Here is a 16144-nt window from a genome sequence, read left to right as displayed (position 1 = left end):
CGATCGCAACCTCTGCTACTCGGCAAAGCACAGTTCAGCTTGCGATGACGGGTAAATAGCCTTGTGCCGGCGTGCCGATGAGGGCTTTGTTACGCAGATCGGAGTCGCTGATGAGACTACCAGGCCGCTGAACGCGCCATTGGTCTCCAGATCTGCAACTTCAGCTTTCAGCTGCTGTACCAGGGTATCAATTGATTGACCGCTCTCTACGCTCAACGTCAGTGTGAGAAGGGTCAAAGGGCTGAGCCCCATCGCATCACCTATCGCAGTCAGCTTCTCTACCGTAGGGCTTGATCGGCCGTGTTCCAGCTTCAGCATGTAGCCACGGCTGCTCGCTAAGGCCATATCTTTATGCGTCAACCCGCGGCTAATGCGCATCGCTTTCAGTACAGTGGCGAAAGCTGCTTTCAGCGACATAGATGCTCCTGGCCAATGTCAGGCGAGAAAGACCCGCAAACCATTTTCAGCGGAAATACCCGACGTAGAGCATCTGACAGTACCACAGAGACCTTCCCGCCGGTCTCAACGAAGAACCTTTTCAGGCCAGCATCGGGATAGGCGTGCAGCTTTCCCGGCGCGGACTGCCCGAGACTATCGTGCTCCGCAATCTAGTTGTTTTCACTGATTAGTCTCGCAGAATCAGTGATTCTCTCTGTATTTCAACTATTTTCCTGCATGCACCCTTGAAATTTTTTTCGCGAGACGGAGTTCTATATTTGAGGACAAGAAAAAAGCGAGTGGTGTGCAGCCGCAGGTGATCAGCAAGGTTCACACACGGTTTGCCGGTTCGGTTTTTGCTTTTGACGGTTTTCAGATTTGGTCTCTGTTGCCAGGCTCGCATCTGCATTGCCCCGCAGGGGCTGAGGGAAAATCGCCTTCTTCGCGGCCTTTGGCCGCGCTTATGCTTTGAACACAAACAAGCGCGCTGCTTTTTGAAAAAATCGCTGCGGTTAGTTTGCTTCGTGGTTAGCCAGAAAAAGTAGGACGTAAGGGGCACCATTTGAACATCGCTGGCAGGATGCACCCTTCTTGTCGATAGCTGGTGGCTACAGCCTTACCGTACAGGGAGATGTGGCACCGAATTTCGCCTAGGGGGAACAGATTGCGGCGCAGCAATACGGCACTAGCCAAGTTTAGCCTAACGGAGCGATTTCGCTTTTGCTCACGTTCCCGTCTGGCGTTGACTGTGGCTAATGGAGGCTGGTGCAACGTTTTGTGCGGAACCGTCGTCGCTGCCGGCGTTGTCGTGGGTCAGACAGCTTGGTCGGGCAAGGCGAACGCGATTTATGAAGTCATCCAATCAGCTACTACCTTCGTGGCCTTGACCGTAGCATTGTTCAAGTAAACGGGCATGAGAGGTCGGTCAGTCCGACCTCCATGCCCCTTGCTCGGATGCCTCACATCGCTCGTACAACAGTGGTCAAGCTATCGAGCTAAGGCTGTTATGGTTGCGCTGCCTCAGCCCAACGTTGATAGCTCTGTTGGGCATGGTCGGGGTTGTCGATCTTTGGCTTAGTACGCAGGGCGAACCCCTTTTGGGCCAGCACCTCCAAGCGTTCAGCTGCCTTGGGCAGCCAACCATGTATGACAGCCCAACGCTTGATGTTTTCTGCAGGCTCCTTGTGATTGCGCGAGCGGAGAATTCGAAGGATCCGCTTGGCGTGTTCCTCGTCAGATGGATGCAAGATGTTATGGGCTTTGTTGATCATATTGGTCAGCGATTTCATCGCTTGTTCAACGACCGGGTCAGCAATTAGCCTCGCTGGCGACTGGGCCGGTTGACTCGGTTGACCTAATACTTGTGGTGACTAAGGTCGTCGCCCAATCCTCGATCTCACCTGCCGTCCAAGGGATAGCGACAACTGCTGCCACATTCTGTAGCGCGTCGATCCTGTCCATCATCTTTTGACTAGCAAATACCGCGATCACCACGGACGGACGCGATAGCCATTGCAGTGTTTGCATCGTCTCGCAGCGCAGCTGCGCACCACTTTCAAGCTTGACCGGTTTACCTTTGACGAGTGCGTCGTGGGCAGTTTGACCAAGAGCGGTATGAAGTGAGCCTAAGGTAAGTGAGGCTTTGACTGGCACGAGGAAAATGACTTCGGTGACGTTCAGCGTGGCGCAGAGGTGATCAGCAACGCCGATGCTCTTCAGGATGTGTTCGGGGCTCTGGTTGGTGTCGGGTAGAAGAATCCTTTTTACAGCGGGCATGAGGTTGTCCTTGTGACGGTGGCTACGGAAACGAAGCTGTTCTGGGCTGCAGCTTCGGTGCGCCATAGCGCAGATTTAATAATGCAAAGCAGCAGGCGTCGTAAGGGGCCGGGCTGCTACCTGGTACACCTCTATACCGCCCTCAAATCGGCACGATGATGCGACTCCGCGCTACACACACGTTATCTTTTACCGCGTAGCATTCTACGTAATGATCGCCTTGGAAGGTTGAGTGTTCGGTGATTTGGCGGTGACCGCTGTCGATACGGATCTCGCCGCGGATCATGTCTCTTTCGATGGCCTGTGGGCCGACATTCTTCACCTTCCAATAGATCTTGTACGGAGGTGGTACATCGATCTCAGCGACCCAGAATGTTAGTTCACGTTGCTTGGGAATTCGGTATGTCATGACGCGAGACATGAGGTTGCGAAGCCGATCGCCTTCGTTCTTGACGGAGCAATCGATGCGCAGAGTGTACTGGATGTCGAGGCCGAATTTTTGACCGATGAATTGCTCGGCATTTTTGACCCGGTTCTCTGCGATTGCCTGTTTCTTTTCCTGCTCAACATACTCTGGAAAGTGTTCGCCGAACACAGTGCTCCACCGCTCATGGGCAACCTCGGCATCACCCAGCGCCTCCTGTAAGCGTCTCAGGGCCTTCTTGGCCTTGGGATGAAAGTTGCCTGATTTGGTAACAATAGAGCCACTGCCGGGCGCGCGCCATTGCTCCTTGTCTTCATCGATATCAACCAGGTAGGCGAAGAAGTCCCGGGTCATTTCGCTGTAGGCGGCATAGGACTTGTTGTCGTAGTCCGTGGTGCCCTTCAAGAACTGGTAGCACAGGGTGTCGATCAGCATTCCCTTCAGCGGCACACCATGGTCGTTTTTCCAGGCTCGCACCATTTTGCATAGACGCTTGAGGTTATGGTTTTTGTCCTGGTTCAGCGAGTTGATCTCATCGATTTCAGCGACTGGGTTACAGGTTTCCCAGCTGCCTCCATCATTGGCATCGGGGTAGGTGTAGCTGCCATCCTCATGCTCGAATGCCGGAAGCACCTCGACCACGTAGTCCGAGAAATTTATCGATACTACCTGCTGCTGAGCCCTCACCTCATGGTTTGGGAAGCGCTCTTTCAGAGCCAGGCGAATCTCACCGAGTAGTGACGATTGCTTGTTGTTCTCGTAGCGCTGAAATCGGTCGTACACCGACCACGGGAGTACGAAGGCCATGTCCAGATCGCTCACGCCGTGGACTGCGGTATGTCGACCGTACGACCCGACCTGGCGGCAGTGAAGTGTCTCTGAGGTGCTGTCGTAGTATTTCCCATTGAGCTTCTCGGTGATCTGCCGGTAGCTTTTGGAGATCTCGTCGGCATTTTTGACCGCCAGGTTTCTACGAAACTGCTCGAAAAGCTCTTTACTCATGGATGCAGACTTCCTTCAGCGAGAGGAGGAGCTCCGGATGCGCAGCAAGCCATGATGCGCCGGCAAGAGCGATCAGAATGACTACGATAAGGGCGTATACGGAAAACGGGATCTTGTCCCTGAAAAACTTAAATTCACGGTGCTCAGCGATCCAATCGATCTGGTGATCCCAGAAGAATTTTTGTGAGCCAGCCAGCCCGAGAACAGGATGTGCTTCCGCTGACAGGCCGATCGGAAATCAGTGGTGACTTGATCCAGTTCAGCTTGATCGGCGGCGGAAAATTGCTGGTTGGATTTGCATCGGGCCGACATCCCCTTGAGCTGATCAAGTAATTTCGTCAGCTTGTTGCCGGCCTGAAAATACTGCTCTTTGGAGTCGGCGTAATAGGTGATGTAAAGGCTGCAGATGCCAATCACCGTGATGAGTGCTGAAACGTGTTTTGCCGCCAAAAAATCGATGTAGAGCGCTAGTACGCCTATCACCAGTGAGATCAGGCCGATCCACCCTGGGGCTTTTTCCACAATGTCGTAGGTGGAGAAGTGAAGCTTGGCGGAGTAGCCGACGTCGTAGGCCTTCTCGGCGATCAACTTTAGCGCAACCTGGTGATCCATGTAGCGTACCTGCAGTGAGTCTCATCGGTCGCCTGGCTGCCGCGAATGAACGGCGTGCCGACGCGTATGGCAGAGCAAGCGAAAGGGCAGAGTTGCTCGCGCGCGCTCAGGGCCGCGAAAGAATCAGACCTGTGGCAAATTTCTGAGGTTGTCTTTAGCGGTGCTGTTGCGGTTAGCCCGGAGAAAGACGTCTTCATAGACTTCCACGTCTGCACCGGTTTGCCAGCCATTGCCGTCGTGGTACCGAGATTTGAATGACACGCCAGTTTGTATGAGCTGAGCAACGAATTCGCGCGGCACCATGAAGTGCTGCTTTGAGACTGCTTTGCGAACTCGAACAAACTGGATGTGCTCCTCAGTTTTGTCGAGTCTGATGCCATTGATGTAATAAATGTCTGCCATAGGGGCTCCGATATAGTGGGGTTGCCGATCCAGATCTCGGGGCACTAGTTGCCAATTCAAGGCTTACTTTCTGATTTATTTTTTTGGCAGAAAGTTGACGTTATTTAAGTCAATAAACCGGCATCGATAGCATCCATTTGAATGTGTATTGAGTTCTTATTGATCCTGTTGAGTGGCTGCCTGGCAGGAGCGCCTGGCTCTTTAGGATCGGCAACCGTTTCTGAGCCATTGGGATTGCTATCTTTTTGCGGTATGAATACCTTCCTCACTGAATCGTGAGCAGTTTCTCGCTCTCGTTTGAACACCGCGTTGGAGGTAGTTTTTGAGTAAGGAATACGTCTGGGGCCCTTCGTATTGGGGCAGGGTTCTGACTAAGTCTTCATCCTGGTTGTTGCGACTCGCAAGTGGGCGCTTGGAACTAATCATCGACGGCAAAAGTGTCGTGATCGGAGAGAGTGAGCGGAACCGGATAGCCGCAGCAGAAGGCATGCTGTGGGGCAAGTTGCGGTATCCGGGCGGTGTCCTACGCGGGCTACCTAATCTTTATGTATCAGGACTAAATGCTGCCATCGCAGAGTTTATCAGGACTGATGAAAGACTGGCGGCAGAAAAACTGCTGGAGGCGGAGAGTCGAAAGCAGGAGCGGGCAGAGCGCTTTAGGACAGCTCACACTCTCCTAAAAGGCTGGTTGTCCGAGGCGAGCCGGCTGCTGACTGATGCGAGAACACAGCGGCGCTGGATCACCCATGAGCAGCAGGTCAGTTTGCAGGCGGCCAAGCCGAGCTTGCCGGTTTCTGATAAAGAGCTGGATGCACTGTTGCAAGACCAAGCGCTCAGGGACGCTCTCGGGATTTCGCTCGAAGAGATTCAGCGCGCGCTTGCCATCTGGCGTGGTGATTGGGATGCCCTCTGGAGAAAGATCAATCAGGAGCACACAGACAAAGAGCTGGTGGCATCGAAATGGCTGCTGTCCAAGGTGGAAAAGCTGCCACTGAATGATGAGCAAGCCAAGGCAGTGATCTGTTTCGACAACAGAGTGCAAGTTGCAGCCTCCGCGGGTTCAGGTAAAACCTCCACGATGGTGGCCAAGGCTGCATATGCGATTGACCGTGGGTTCTTCCAGCCGAAAGAAATTGTGATGCTGGCCTTTAACAAAGACGCTGCCGAGGAGCTCGCTCAGCGAGCAGAGCAGTCGTTCACGCGGTTAAAGATGGACAACGTCAAGGTTCGCGCCAAGACCTTCCATCGGCTTGGACTTGCCATCATCGGCTATGCCACCAAGAAAAAACCGCGGGTACCGGATTGGGTGGTCAAGGAAAAGCTGGCATTCAAAAAGCTCGAGGAATTGGTCGACCACCTGAAAGACAACTCCGTCGCATTCCGCAGTCGTTGGGATTTATTCCGTCTTGTCTTCGGTCGAGACCTACCCGAGTTCAAGTCGATGAAGGCGCCTCCCAAGGCGGGCTCCAAGTCAGGTCGCCTCATCCCGATCCAGGGTGATCCGGTGAAAAGCCTCGAAGAGTGCATGATTGCCAACTGGTTGCATTATAACGGTGTTGAGTATCTCTACGAGCGTCCCTACGAGCACGACACCGCCACCGAAACCCATAGCCAGTATCACCCTGACTTCTACTATCCAGCGATTGGTTTGTACCACGAGCATTTCGCGTTTAATGAGCATGGGCAGCCACCCGCCCACTTCGAGGGGTACCTTCAGGAGGCAATGTGGAAGCGTGCGCAGCATCGCGCGCGCGGTACCCAGTTGATTGAAACCACCTCGCATCAGATCCGGGATAACACTTGGGTTGAGCATCTCACGCGGGAGCTGACGAGCCGAGGAATCAAGCTCGATCCTAACCCTGATCGACCTGTTCCCGAAGGCCGTCAGCCGCCCCTGTCAGCCTTGAAGCTGATTGGGTTGATCCGCACCTTTATCGCTCATGTGAAGAGCAATTGCCTGAAAGAGCAAGACTTGCTCGCCCGGGTCGAGGAGTTGCCTTCAGGGTTGTTCAAACACCGCTACAGAATGTTCCTCGACATCCTTTGGCCTGTAATGAAAGCCTGGGACGCGGAGCTCAAACGAGTAGGTGGACTCGATTTTGAGGACATGCTCGTGCAAGCAGCTGAACACGTGGAGCAAGGTCGATGCGTGCCGAACTTCCGATTGGTCATGGCCGACGAATTCCAAGATGCTTCCAGAGCCAGGGCACGCTTGTGCAGGGCATTGGTAAGTCCTCCAGGGCGGCATTTCTTTGCGGTGGGTGATGACTGGCAGTCCATCAATAGGTTCGCCGGTGCCGACGTTTCTGTGATGACTGACTTCAAGGATTTTTTTGGTTCGGGCCAGCTGTTGAAGTTGGAGCAGACCTTCAGATGCCCTCAAGCCTTATGCGATGTATCCAGTCAATTTGTCAGCAAGAACCCAGTTCAGCTGCCGAAGACGGTGTATTCCAAAACACCAGCAGTGGGGCCTGCGCTACGTGCGGTGATGTTACGGGGCGCCCAGGAGATAGGGCCAGCTATAGTCCATTTTCTGGAGGGACTGGTCGCTGGTTTGATGGATGGCTCAATCCCGAAAGCGAATGACCGCCTGATCAAAGTCTGCATCTTGGGGCGCTATAACGACGAGGAAGCCTATGTCCCAGGAAACTGGCAGGCCAGATTTGGGAGGTTCATCCAAGTATCATTTCTCAGCGTCCATCGCTCCAAGGGCACCGAGGCGGACTACATCATCTTGCCGGCGATGCTCAGCGTAAAACGACGTCGGAGCTTTCCCAGCACCATGACAGACGATCCCGTGCTCGGTTTGGTCATGCCAAAGGGAGACTCATACCTCTTCGCGGAGGAGCGCCGGCTGTTTTATGTCGCCCTCACACGAGCTCGGCGTACAGTGGTGATGTACACGGTTCAGAATCAGGTTTCGGTCTTCCTGAAGGAGTTGGTGCAGGACAGCGCGCTGCAGGTGGAAGACATTCAGGGGCGTGCGCTGAGGCTTTATCCCTGCCCTAGTTGCAATATTGGCGATCTGATCTTGAGGGATGGGAAAAATGGAAAATTCCTGACATGCAACAATTTCCCTGAGTGTGACTACAAGCCACCCAAGAAGAAATCTGTCAAAAAAGCTCAATACGTAGGCAATCGATATAGCAGGAAGAAATACCGAGTGTGAATGGTGAATTAGCCAAGCCTTCGGAGTGGGGGATTGATGCGTTATCGCAGCGGATAGCGCATCTCGCGGCTCACCGGGCCTATGAGTTCAAGAGGTTTTCAAAGACACTGAACCGCCGCTAGTCGGGTACAAGTTGGTCGAATTGTGTAGCTCACGCTAATTTTTCATGGCATATAGCTACCACATCCAGGGAGGGATGCTGCCGCCCATGCTGGCGCTGAGCAACCTTACCTACCACACAAAAAGGTGAGGGCTGCACTGTGTTCCTTTCGGCTTTGAAAATCGAGAATTTCCGCCAGTTCGGGCATGGTGATCATGCGTTGAACATCCAGTTCAACGAAGGCGTGACGGCTCTCGTCGGCGAAAACGACGCTGGCAAGACCGCGGTCATCGATGCGATTCGTTATGTGCTGCAAACCCGGGATGCCGAATACCTTCGACTGCAGCTCGAGGACTTCCACATCGCCAGCGGTGGCATCCAGGCCGAGAACATCACGCTGAGGTGCACTCTGGAAGGACTGAGCTCCGCGGAATTGGGGGCTTTCGCTGAGTATGTGACCTACACCGGTGGCGTAGGGCGGCTCTACGTACACTGGTCAGCCCGCCGCGTTGTCGCCTCAGCCTCAACCCGCAAATGGGTGGATATTTCGGTTCGTTCGGGGGAGAACGGGGAGGGGCCGTCTCTAGACGTCGGTGTACGGCAACTGCTCGCCACTGCCTACCTCAAACCGCTGCGCGATGCAGAGCGGGAAATGTCTCCAGGCCGGAATTCCCGGCTATCTCAAGTATTGAGCAGTTTCCCTAATATTGATGCGGGCGATTCTTTTGATCCCGCAGCACTCCCGACAGACCTCACTGATGCAGAGGCGCTCAGCATTGCCGGCATGGGTGATTTCCTGCGCCACTTGGTGAATCGTCACAGTGCCATCGTGTCCGCTCAAACGGAGATTAACGACACCTACCTTCGCCCGCTGTCACTGGCAGGCCAACCCCTCACCAGTCGCATCGGCTTCGGGGAAGCCGGAACTGACCCAGCCAAGCTCAAGCAAATCCTGGAGCGATTGGAGCTTGGGTTGCTGGATCATGCCACTGGAGAGGCGCGCGGCATCTACGGGCTGGGCTCCAACAATGTGTTGTTCATGGCCTGCGAACTCCTACTTCTCGGCAAAGAACCCGACGGACTCCCGTTGCTCCTTATCGAGGAGCCGGAGGCTCACCTGCACCCGCAACGTCAGCTCCAGTTGATGGAGTTCCTCGAAGCCGCAGCAAAGCCCTCCACGGGGTTAAGGCCGGTTCAGGTCATCCTCAGCACCCATAGCCCCAATCTGAGTTCCAAAATACCTCTGCAGAACCTGGTGTTGATGCAACGACAGCGGGCCTTCTCGCTCGCTGAGGATCAGACATGTCTCGCGGCTGATGATTATCGATTCCTCAGTCGATTCTTGGATGTGACCAAGGCAGGGTTGTTTTTCGCGAAAGGATTGCTCGTCGTCGAAGGGGATGCGGAAGCGATCCTTCTGCCGTCACTAGCGCGTCGGTTGGGCAAGGATCTCACCAAACATGGGGTCTCGATCATCAACGTAGGCGGTGTCGGTCTGCGACGCTATTCGAAGATCCTGCAGCGCAAGGACACGTCGAAGGGCGAGATCACCGTTCCCACCGCCTGCATCACTGACATGGATGTGATGCCAGACTGCGCGCCCGAGATTCGGGGCTTGAAGGGTGTGAAGGGGCCAGTTTGGCCAGACATCGCCAAGCGGCGTTGGCGCGCCAGAAAAGACTTTGGTTCCACACCGGCCGAAGTTGAAAAGGGCCTGAAGGCACATCGCGAGAAACGAGGCGAAAGTGATGGGCAGTGTGTGCGCACATTCGTCGCCGACCACTGGACGCTCGAATATGACCTGGCACTGAAAGGCTTCTCGAAGGAAGTCCATCACGCGGCATACCTTGCCATCTATGAGGAGAAGATCGACAAAGGCTCGGAGACCAAAGCCGGCCTGCTGAAGCAGGCGCAGACCGCCTTCGAAAAAATTCAGACAACCCATGCCACCGAGGAAGCCCGTTGCTCCGCGATCTACAAACTCTTCAATCGGGCGTCAAAAGCGATCGCAGCCCAGTACCTGATCGACTTCATTGACCAGGGTTTCGAAAAAGGTTCGATGGATGCCACTACACTGCGAGGGAAGTTGCCGATCTATGTCGTCCACGCGATCGAATATGCAACCGGCGGTTCAGCCTTGGCTACAACCTCCAGCCCGGCTCATCCCCTTATGGTGCCAGCAGCGCTGGCAGGATCCACTGATCCGCTGGAAGAGTCCGCCGAATGACGCTCAGCCAACTGGTAGCGCCCATCACCGACGCTGATGTGGACTGGGTAATTACGCTAATGGGGCTGGAGATGCTTGACGAGCCCCGTCGTGACTTCTTGAAGTCCATGGATACCATCGATGTAGCGGCTTGCCCGGGGAGCGGCAAGACCACCCTGGTCGTGGCTAAACTTGCCATCCTGGCTCGCCATTGGAAGAGCCGTATGCAGGGTATCTGCGTGCTTTCTCACACCAACGCAGCTCGGGAAGAGATCGAGAAACGCCTCGGTGACACTGAGGTAGGCCAGCGGCTCCTGCGCTTCCCCCACTATATCGACACCATCCATGGTTTCACCGGCCGATTCTTAGCTTCACCGTGGTTACGCTCTAAAGGGATTGCATTGCAGGCGATTGACGATGAGCTCACGCATAAGGCACGTCGTAGGGGGCTGACGAACAGCGAGCATTTCGGTGCAAAGGCTGCCTTCGAGGCGAAGCACAAAAACCTCCACAGCTTGCGAGTCCGGTCTGCCGATTTCGATGATCCACTCGGAGGTGAAGACATCGGATTTGCGCCACACACTCCTACCTACAAGAGTGTCGTGAAATCGCTGAGCGGAGCCGCCAAGGCTGGTTACTTCTGTTTCGATGAAGTGTTCGTACTAGGCCACGCGTTGCTTGATCAGGAGCCGACTGTGGGCGGTGCATTGCGTCTGCGCTTCCCATGCGTGTTGATAGATGAGATGCAGGACACCCAGCCAGACCAGGCGGACGTGCTGCATCGGATTTTTCCTCACGATGATCCGGATGTCCGCGTCATTCGCGTTGGCGACCCAAACCAAGAAATTTTTGAGAAGACCGCGCCACTCCAGGATCCATTCCCAGACCCTGGGCGCCAGTTGGAGATCGCGAGCAGCTTCCGGTTTGATCAGGCCATTGCATCGATTGCCAACCCGTTTGCGTATGTCCCTATCACGGCTGGCCTGATCGGGCTTCGTGCTCCGCAGGCCCCGGACAACACACCTAACACGATCATCGTTTTCCCCGACGACGATGCGACTGATGTACTTGATGAATTCGGGAAGTTAGTGCTGAAGCACCTGTCGACGGAATCCCGTAAGGCTGGTGTATTCGCAGTCGGGGCGGTGCACCGGCTGGACAACTTCAAGGCGAACCAGTACCCGAAAGCTCTGGAGCACTACTGGCCATCCTACCGATCTGATACGACGAAGGCCTCGTTCAAGCCTCGTACGTTCGCGGAAGGTGCTCATATCGCCCGGCGTTATGCCATGAAAGAGCCAACCGCCTCTTCTGCTGTTGAGTTGTTGGCTTCGTGCCTGGCCAACCTCGGTGAGTTGGCGTTTCCATATAGCCTGGTTCAACTGAAGGGCCGACGCCAAGCTGCGGTACAGGAGAAACTCACGACCAAGCCTGAATCGTTTGCACAGTACCGCGAATGCCTCCGGCAGATCCTGTTTGTGCCATCCGAGGTCACGCAGCATGATTGGATCAACGAAATCTCACCGAAGCTCCTGATGCTGGCGGCTGCTCTCCATGACGCCGAGGGAAATGCAATTCATAGCGAAGGCCATCGTTATCTCGCCTGGGAGCCTGCTCCCGCGGCTACTGAGGTCGGAGAGAGTGGCGGATCCCTGGTTAATACTTACCGGTTCCAGGATGGTGGCGATGGCGTCGACATCCGAATGGCATCCATTCACTCGGAGAAGGGCAAGACTCATGCCGCGACGCTGATTCTGGAAACTTTCCGGGGTACCCATTTCATCAAGAAGCTCATGCCGTGGCTTGAGGGCAAAAAAACAGCTGCCAAACGCCCCCAAGTAACGGCGAAGAGAGACATGATGCTGATGTACGTGGGGATGACCAGGCCGTCGCACATGCTGTGTCTGGCTGTACGGCAGAGCAGCCTGGGAGAGGGACGCAGCGGGGAGAAGCGAAGGGCCGCGCTGGAAGCAGCAGGGTGGTCGATTCTGGATCTAACTACCTGATCTGGAGCATCGTTAAATCGGGGAGCTAGTCCGGAACATCGCACCCAGCCTCCCCACCAACAACTGGTTCGAATTTCGGGTGAGCATACCTTCATGCCTAAGTGGGACATGGTTAGCATGATGATCATTGCCCATGATCTCATCGAGGCAGCCTACCGTTCGTCGCCAAACCCCATATATTGCGTTAGCTGCACCTTGAAGACACTACATATTGGGCTAAATTGAGCTTGAGAGCTTATATCTGGTGTTTTTGCCATGAACGACGCTTATATCGAGAAGGCAGCGACTGACCTGCTCATGCAGATTTACCGTGACCGGCGATACCTTTGGCCAGATCAAGACGTCATTCCGATGATGATGCGCAGCCCCAGTATCGCTGCTTTGGTCTGTGGTTATGATTTCCAAGTCCATCCCACCTTAGGGGACACGCAGTTCAATCGGCACAACACCGGTACTCGTATTGCAGGCTTGATAGATCGTCAATCGATCAAGATTGCAGTTGCCACAGAGTTCGGAGAAAAAGTCCAACTCTTTACTGGAGCCCATGAGATCGGCCATCTCGTGCTTCACGAAAATACCGTCATGCATCGTGATCGAGCCTTTGATGGGAGCCCGTTGCAGATACCGCGTCCACCCGCAGAGAGGCAAGCGGATCGCTTCGCTGCTTGTTTCCTCATGCCTCAGAAGCTCGTCCGAGAGCGGTTTGAATTCATGTTCTGCTGCAGCGGGCAATTGCGCTTCAGCGACGTGATTGCCTATCACCTCGATCCCATCAATCCAGATCGACTGCTCTACGCTCCAAAAGAATCGAAGGAACGTGAGCTGGCGCTGGCGCGGTGCACCCGTTTCAACAACAGGAACCTAGTGTCCTTGGCCCAGCAATTTGGGGTCTCAGATTCGGCTATGGCCATTCGGATCAAGGAGCTGGACTTAGTACGCTGGCCTTAAAGCGGGCAGGGAGCTCGGGGAGATTTGGGATGTGGGGATGGCGGTGACAGACAGTCCGGGTAAAGACAGTGACCACTGTTGTTGTACAAAAAAAGGGCCATGACCAGGCCCTTTCTCATAGTCGAGGATTTACTTAGCCAGCCAGCTTTCAACCTCGTCAGAACCGTACTGGCTTTTCCACTCTTTCAGGGTCTTATGGTTACCACCCTTGGTTTCCACGAGCTCACCGGAGTGGGGATTCTTGTAAACCTTGGTCTGACGCGGCTTGCGGTTGCTCTTCTCAGCAACAACAGCTGGCGCTCGTCGAGAAGCGGATTGTGGATCAAGAATGGCTATGATATTGCGCAGGCTGTAGCCGTATTCAGAGAGCAGATCACGAAGCTTTTTTTCGAACTCGATTTAGCGCTTTAAACCATCATCGTTTTTGAGGCTCTCGAGCTCGGCCAACTGAGCAGCCAGTTGTTGCTCCAACGCACGAAATTCTGCAAGTCTGGACATTTGATACTCCTGTATGGGATGCGTGGAGTATAGGTGGCGCGTTATATGCCATCAATGCTCTGTGCTGTATCGCCAAGCCGTTCCGATCCTAAGGGTCGCTCTGGATTTGAGCGAGAAAGGCTCGACTGGCTCCTAGCTCAGAAATGCAATGTCACATAAGTCGCCACAAAAATTGCGATTCCAGCAATTTTAATTTGCTAATTATCGCTGTAGTCGCATCAATCACTGATGCTTAGCATAGGGTAATCGCCTCCGTTGCCCAGTGCAGACGAGGTCGTAAAACTTACCCTCATCAGTGAGACTTACTATGACTGACCTTTTCAGACCTTTTGATCTCTAGGGCCTCAATTTACAGAATCGCATCGTAATGGCACCTATGACGCGCGCCAGGGCATCCAATGATGTCGCGGACGAGCTGACGGCGCTCTATTACACCCAACGTGCAACAGCTGGTTTGATCGTCAGCGAGGGGACATCCATTTCACGGGAAGGTCGGGGCTACCTGTTCAACCCCGGAATTTACAGCGCAGCGCAGATCGATGGCTGGAAGCTGGTAACCGATTCGGTGCATGCGATCGGTGGGCACATTTTCGCTCAGCTGTGGCACGTAGGGCGTGTCTCGCATCCTTCGATTCAGGACGACGGCAAGTTGCCCGTCAGCCCTAGCTCTCAGCGTGCCAAAGACTCCGCAGCATTTGGCTACAACGAGAAGGGTGAGCCAGATCGCGTCGAACCTCCAGCGCCACGGCAACTCCGCACCGATGAGGTCGAGCGGATCGTCGAGGACTTCGCACAAGCTGCTGAAAACGCAATTCAGGCCGGTTTTGATGGCGTTGAAATTCACGGAGCAAACGGCTATCTCCACGAGCAGTTTTTGAATCCAGGGGTCAATGACCGCACAGATAAGTACTCCGGTGATCTGCTGGAAAATCGGCTGCGCTTTACCGTTGAGGTTATTGATGCAGTCGTCAAACGAATTGGCGCGCACCGTGTGGGGATTCGAATCTCACCCTATGGTCAACTTTTCGACATGCCCCTCTACGATCAAATTGATGAGACCTACCTCGCGCTCGCCGAGGAGATCGGCAAGCGCCACCTGGCTTATGTCCACGTGATGAACCAAGACAGCTTCGAGCGAATTGATCGGGCCGTTCAGGGCGAGTCCGGCGGTGGCCTATTTGGACTGTTGAAGCAGATCAAGCCAAAACTCGGCGGTACCGCACTGATATTGGCCGGTGGGTTGAGCCGTCAACGCGCTGAGGAGCTGATATCTGAAGGCCTGATTGACCTCGCTGGGTTCGGCCAGGCTTTCATCAGCAATCCGGATCTGGTTGCCAGGCTCGAGCATGGCTGGCCGCTGACTCCTGCAGATCGTGACACCTTCTACGGCGGCGATGAGAGAGGCTACATTGACTATGCGCCTCACAAGGGGTGAGAGCCTCTACTCAGGCTCGGGACGGTCTCGTTCTGCCTGCATCACCAAGTCCTTTTGATGGGGTCTTTTTATGAAATTTTGGAAATACTTAATCGCAGCTGCCGCAGTTTGTGGCTGGAGTTTAGCGGCCTATGCAGAGCCCGTTAAACTATGGCGCCTGGACTGCGGGACGATAGAGTTGTCGGACATGAGCTCCTTTTCCGACACCTTTGGCTATGCCAGCAAGCCTAGGCATTTTGTGGATAGCTGCTATCTGATCCGTCATGACAAAACATGGATGTTATGGGATACAGGTCTTCCGCTGTCAGACCTCGGAAAAGACCAAGGTGGCACCGGTATCAGGCCACGGATCGAGCAGTCGTTGGTCACCCAACTTGCTGAGCTCAAGGTGACGCCCGCTATGATCTCAACGGTCGCGCTCAGCCATTATCATTTCGATCACGCAGGGCAGCTCGCTAGCTTCCCGAACGCGCGCCTGCTGATCGGCGCAAGTGATATGGCGGTTGTTCGGTCGCAAAAGCAGGACGAAAATCTTGATCGGAGCCAGTTCACCCACTGGCTGTCAGGGAGCGCGAAAGTGACGGAGGTCGACGGCGACCTGGACATTTTTGGTGACGGCAGCGTTGTGATGCTGAAGACACCAGGGCACACTCCAGGCCATCATTCTTTGCTGGTACGCCTTCACGATCGAAATGTCGTCTTGTCAGGAGATCTTTGGCATTTCGCAGCCTCAGTTCCTATGCGAGCTGTGCCTACATTCAACACCGATCGCGCGGAAACCTTGGCGTCTCAAGATAGACTGAGCCAAATTGTCAAAAATCTGAACGCAGAACTCATCATTGGTCATGAGGTAGGGGATATAAACAAGCTACCAAAATTCCCGACAGGCGCCGAATGAGGCTTTGACAAGACGGGCATCTCCATTCGCACGCAGTGTGCCCGCAGCGTGAGCTGCGGGCACACATGTGGAAATGTTCAGCCAGATAGTAGGGATGTGCTGACCTGGGTGTTGCAAGTCTAAAAGGGCACTGAGAGTGCTGAATGATGTGATCATCTGTTTGATCCAGCACTACTCATATGACAATTTGTGGCCAAAAAGCGGTCAGGGGAGGAGGGCTAGGGCGTCCC

Annotated in this window: 12 protein-coding genes and 1 pseudogene; 6 read left to right on the top strand and 7 right to left on the bottom strand. The window is 54.5% G+C overall.

The genetic code is table 11. The features are described 5' to 3' along the window. Window positions 1-15: 15 nt before the first annotated feature. The 6 genes from LRS56_11410 to LRS56_11385 all read right to left on the bottom strand — a co-directional run bounded on the left by LRS56_11410 (window position 16) and on the right by LRS56_11385 (window position 4654). Window positions 16-417 (bottom strand): helix-turn-helix transcriptional regulator, encoded by a 402-nt coding sequence (locus tag LRS56_11410; protein WDU65004.1) that lies wholly within the window; start codon window positions 415-417, stop codon window positions 16-18. A 1025-nt stretch (window positions 418-1442) separates the two neighbouring features. After that, a complete protein-coding gene (locus LRS56_11405) occupies window positions 1443-1727 on the bottom strand; it encodes a hypothetical protein (GenBank protein WDU65003.1) in 285 nt (94 codons plus the stop codon). Window positions 1728-1746: 19 nt separating this feature from the next. Next, entirely contained in the window at window positions 1747-2214 is a 468-nt protein-coding gene (locus LRS56_11400) for a hypothetical protein (protein ID WDU65002.1), read from the bottom strand. A gap of 142 nt (window positions 2215-2356) precedes the next feature. Then, complete coding sequence (locus LRS56_11395) at window positions 2357-3640, bottom strand: nucleotidyltransferase (protein WDU65001.1); 1284 nt, start codon at window positions 3638-3640, stop codon at window positions 2357-2359. Window positions 3641-3721: 81 nt separating this feature from the next. Then, window positions 3722-4252 carry an SLATT domain-containing protein gene (locus tag LRS56_11390; GenBank protein ID WDU65000.1) on the bottom strand — a complete coding sequence of 177 codons (531 nt, stop codon included), beginning with the start codon at window positions 4250-4252 and terminating at the stop codon, window positions 3722-3724. Window positions 4253-4375: 123 nt separating this feature from the next. Next, entirely contained in the window at window positions 4376-4654 is a 279-nt protein-coding gene (locus tag LRS56_11385; GenBank protein WDU64999.1) for a hypothetical protein, read from the bottom strand. Between the two features lie 412 nt (window positions 4655-5066). On the opposite strand from LRS56_11385, the gene LRS56_11380 reads away from it, so the two are divergent. The 4 genes from LRS56_11380 to LRS56_11365 all read left to right on the top strand — a co-directional run bounded on the left by LRS56_11380 (window position 5067) and on the right by LRS56_11365 (window position 13083). After that, the gene (locus LRS56_11380; protein WDU64998.1) at window positions 5067-7823 is read left to right on the top strand and encodes a UvrD-helicase domain-containing protein; all 2757 of its coding nucleotides are present in this window, start codon (window positions 5067-5069) and stop codon (window positions 7821-7823) included. Window positions 7824-8083: 260 nt separating this feature from the next. Continuing rightward, window positions 8084-10150, top strand: a complete 2067-nt coding sequence (locus tag LRS56_11375) for an AAA family ATPase (GenBank protein ID WDU64997.1) — start codon at window positions 8084-8086, stop codon at window positions 10148-10150. Next, window positions 10147-12135 (top strand): UvrD-helicase domain-containing protein, encoded by a 1989-nt coding sequence (locus LRS56_11370; protein WDU64996.1) that lies wholly within the window; start codon window positions 10147-10149, stop codon window positions 12133-12135. The genes LRS56_11375 and LRS56_11370 overlap by 4 nt, the downstream gene beginning before the upstream one ends. Window positions 12136-12390: 255 nt before the next feature. Then, window positions 12391-13083, top strand: coding sequence for an ImmA/IrrE family metallo-endopeptidase (locus LRS56_11365; protein WDU64995.1), 693 nt, complete (start codon window positions 12391-12393; stop codon window positions 13081-13083). Between the two features lie 129 nt (window positions 13084-13212). Here LRS56_11365 and LRS56_11360 read toward each other — a convergent pair whose 3' ends face one another. Then, window positions 13213-13482: a DNA binding protein gene (locus LRS56_11360; GenBank protein WDU65727.1), complete on the bottom strand. Its 270-nt coding sequence runs from the start codon at window positions 13480-13482 to the stop codon at window positions 13213-13215. A 406-nt stretch (window positions 13483-13888) separates the two neighbouring features. Between LRS56_11360 and LRS56_11355 the strand changes: the two are divergent. Both LRS56_11355 and LRS56_11350 read left to right on the top strand, forming a co-directional pair. Next, window positions 13889-15016: pseudogene (locus LRS56_11355) on the top strand (alkene reductase). 70 nt (window positions 15017-15086) lie between these two features. Beyond that, window positions 15087-15914: an N-acyl homoserine lactonase family protein gene (locus LRS56_11350; protein WDU64994.1), complete on the top strand. Its 828-nt coding sequence runs from the start codon at window positions 15087-15089 to the stop codon at window positions 15912-15914. Window positions 15915-16144: the final 230 nt, after the last annotated feature.

Source organism: Pseudomonas poae (assembly GCA_028869255.1).
Classification (GTDB): Bacteria; Pseudomonadota; Gammaproteobacteria; order Pseudomonadales; family Pseudomonadaceae; genus Aquipseudomonas; species Aquipseudomonas poae_C.
Note: the sequence above shows the minus strand (reverse complement) of the source record. Positions and strands in the feature narration are given on the sequence as shown.

What these genes read in the sequence shown, in the direction of transcription:
- LRS56_11405 (WDU65003.1), bottom strand. Translation starts at nt 1,727, where the DNA reads ATGAAATCGCTGACCAATATGATCAACAAAGCCCATAACATCTTGCAT.
- LRS56_11365 (WDU64995.1), top strand. Translation starts at nt 12,391, where the DNA reads ATGAACGACGCTTATATCGAGAAGGCAGCGACTGACCTGCTCATGCAG.
- LRS56_11395 (WDU65001.1), bottom strand. Translation starts at nt 3,640, where the DNA reads ATGAGTAAAGAGCTTTTCGAGCAGTTTCGTAGAAACCTGGCGGTCAAA.
- LRS56_11385 (WDU64999.1), bottom strand. Translation starts at nt 4,654, where the DNA reads ATGGCAGACATTTATTACATCAATGGCATCAGACTCGACAAAACTGAG.
- LRS56_11390 (WDU65000.1), bottom strand. Translation starts at nt 4,252, where the DNA reads ATGGATCACCAGGTTGCGCTAAAGTTGATCGCCGAGAAGGCCTACGAC.
- LRS56_11400 (WDU65002.1), bottom strand. Translation starts at nt 2,214, where the DNA reads ATGCCCGCTGTAAAAAGGATTCTTCTACCCGACACCAACCAGAGCCCC.
- LRS56_11410 (WDU65004.1), bottom strand. Translation starts at nt 417, where the DNA reads ATGTCGCTGAAAGCAGCTTTCGCCACTGTACTGAAAGCGATGCGCATT.
- LRS56_11350 (WDU64994.1), top strand. Translation starts at nt 15,087, where the DNA reads ATGAAATTTTGGAAATACTTAATCGCAGCTGCCGCAGTTTGTGGCTGG.
- LRS56_11370 (WDU64996.1), top strand. Translation starts at nt 10,147, where the DNA reads ATGACGCTCAGCCAACTGGTAGCGCCCATCACCGACGCTGATGTGGAC.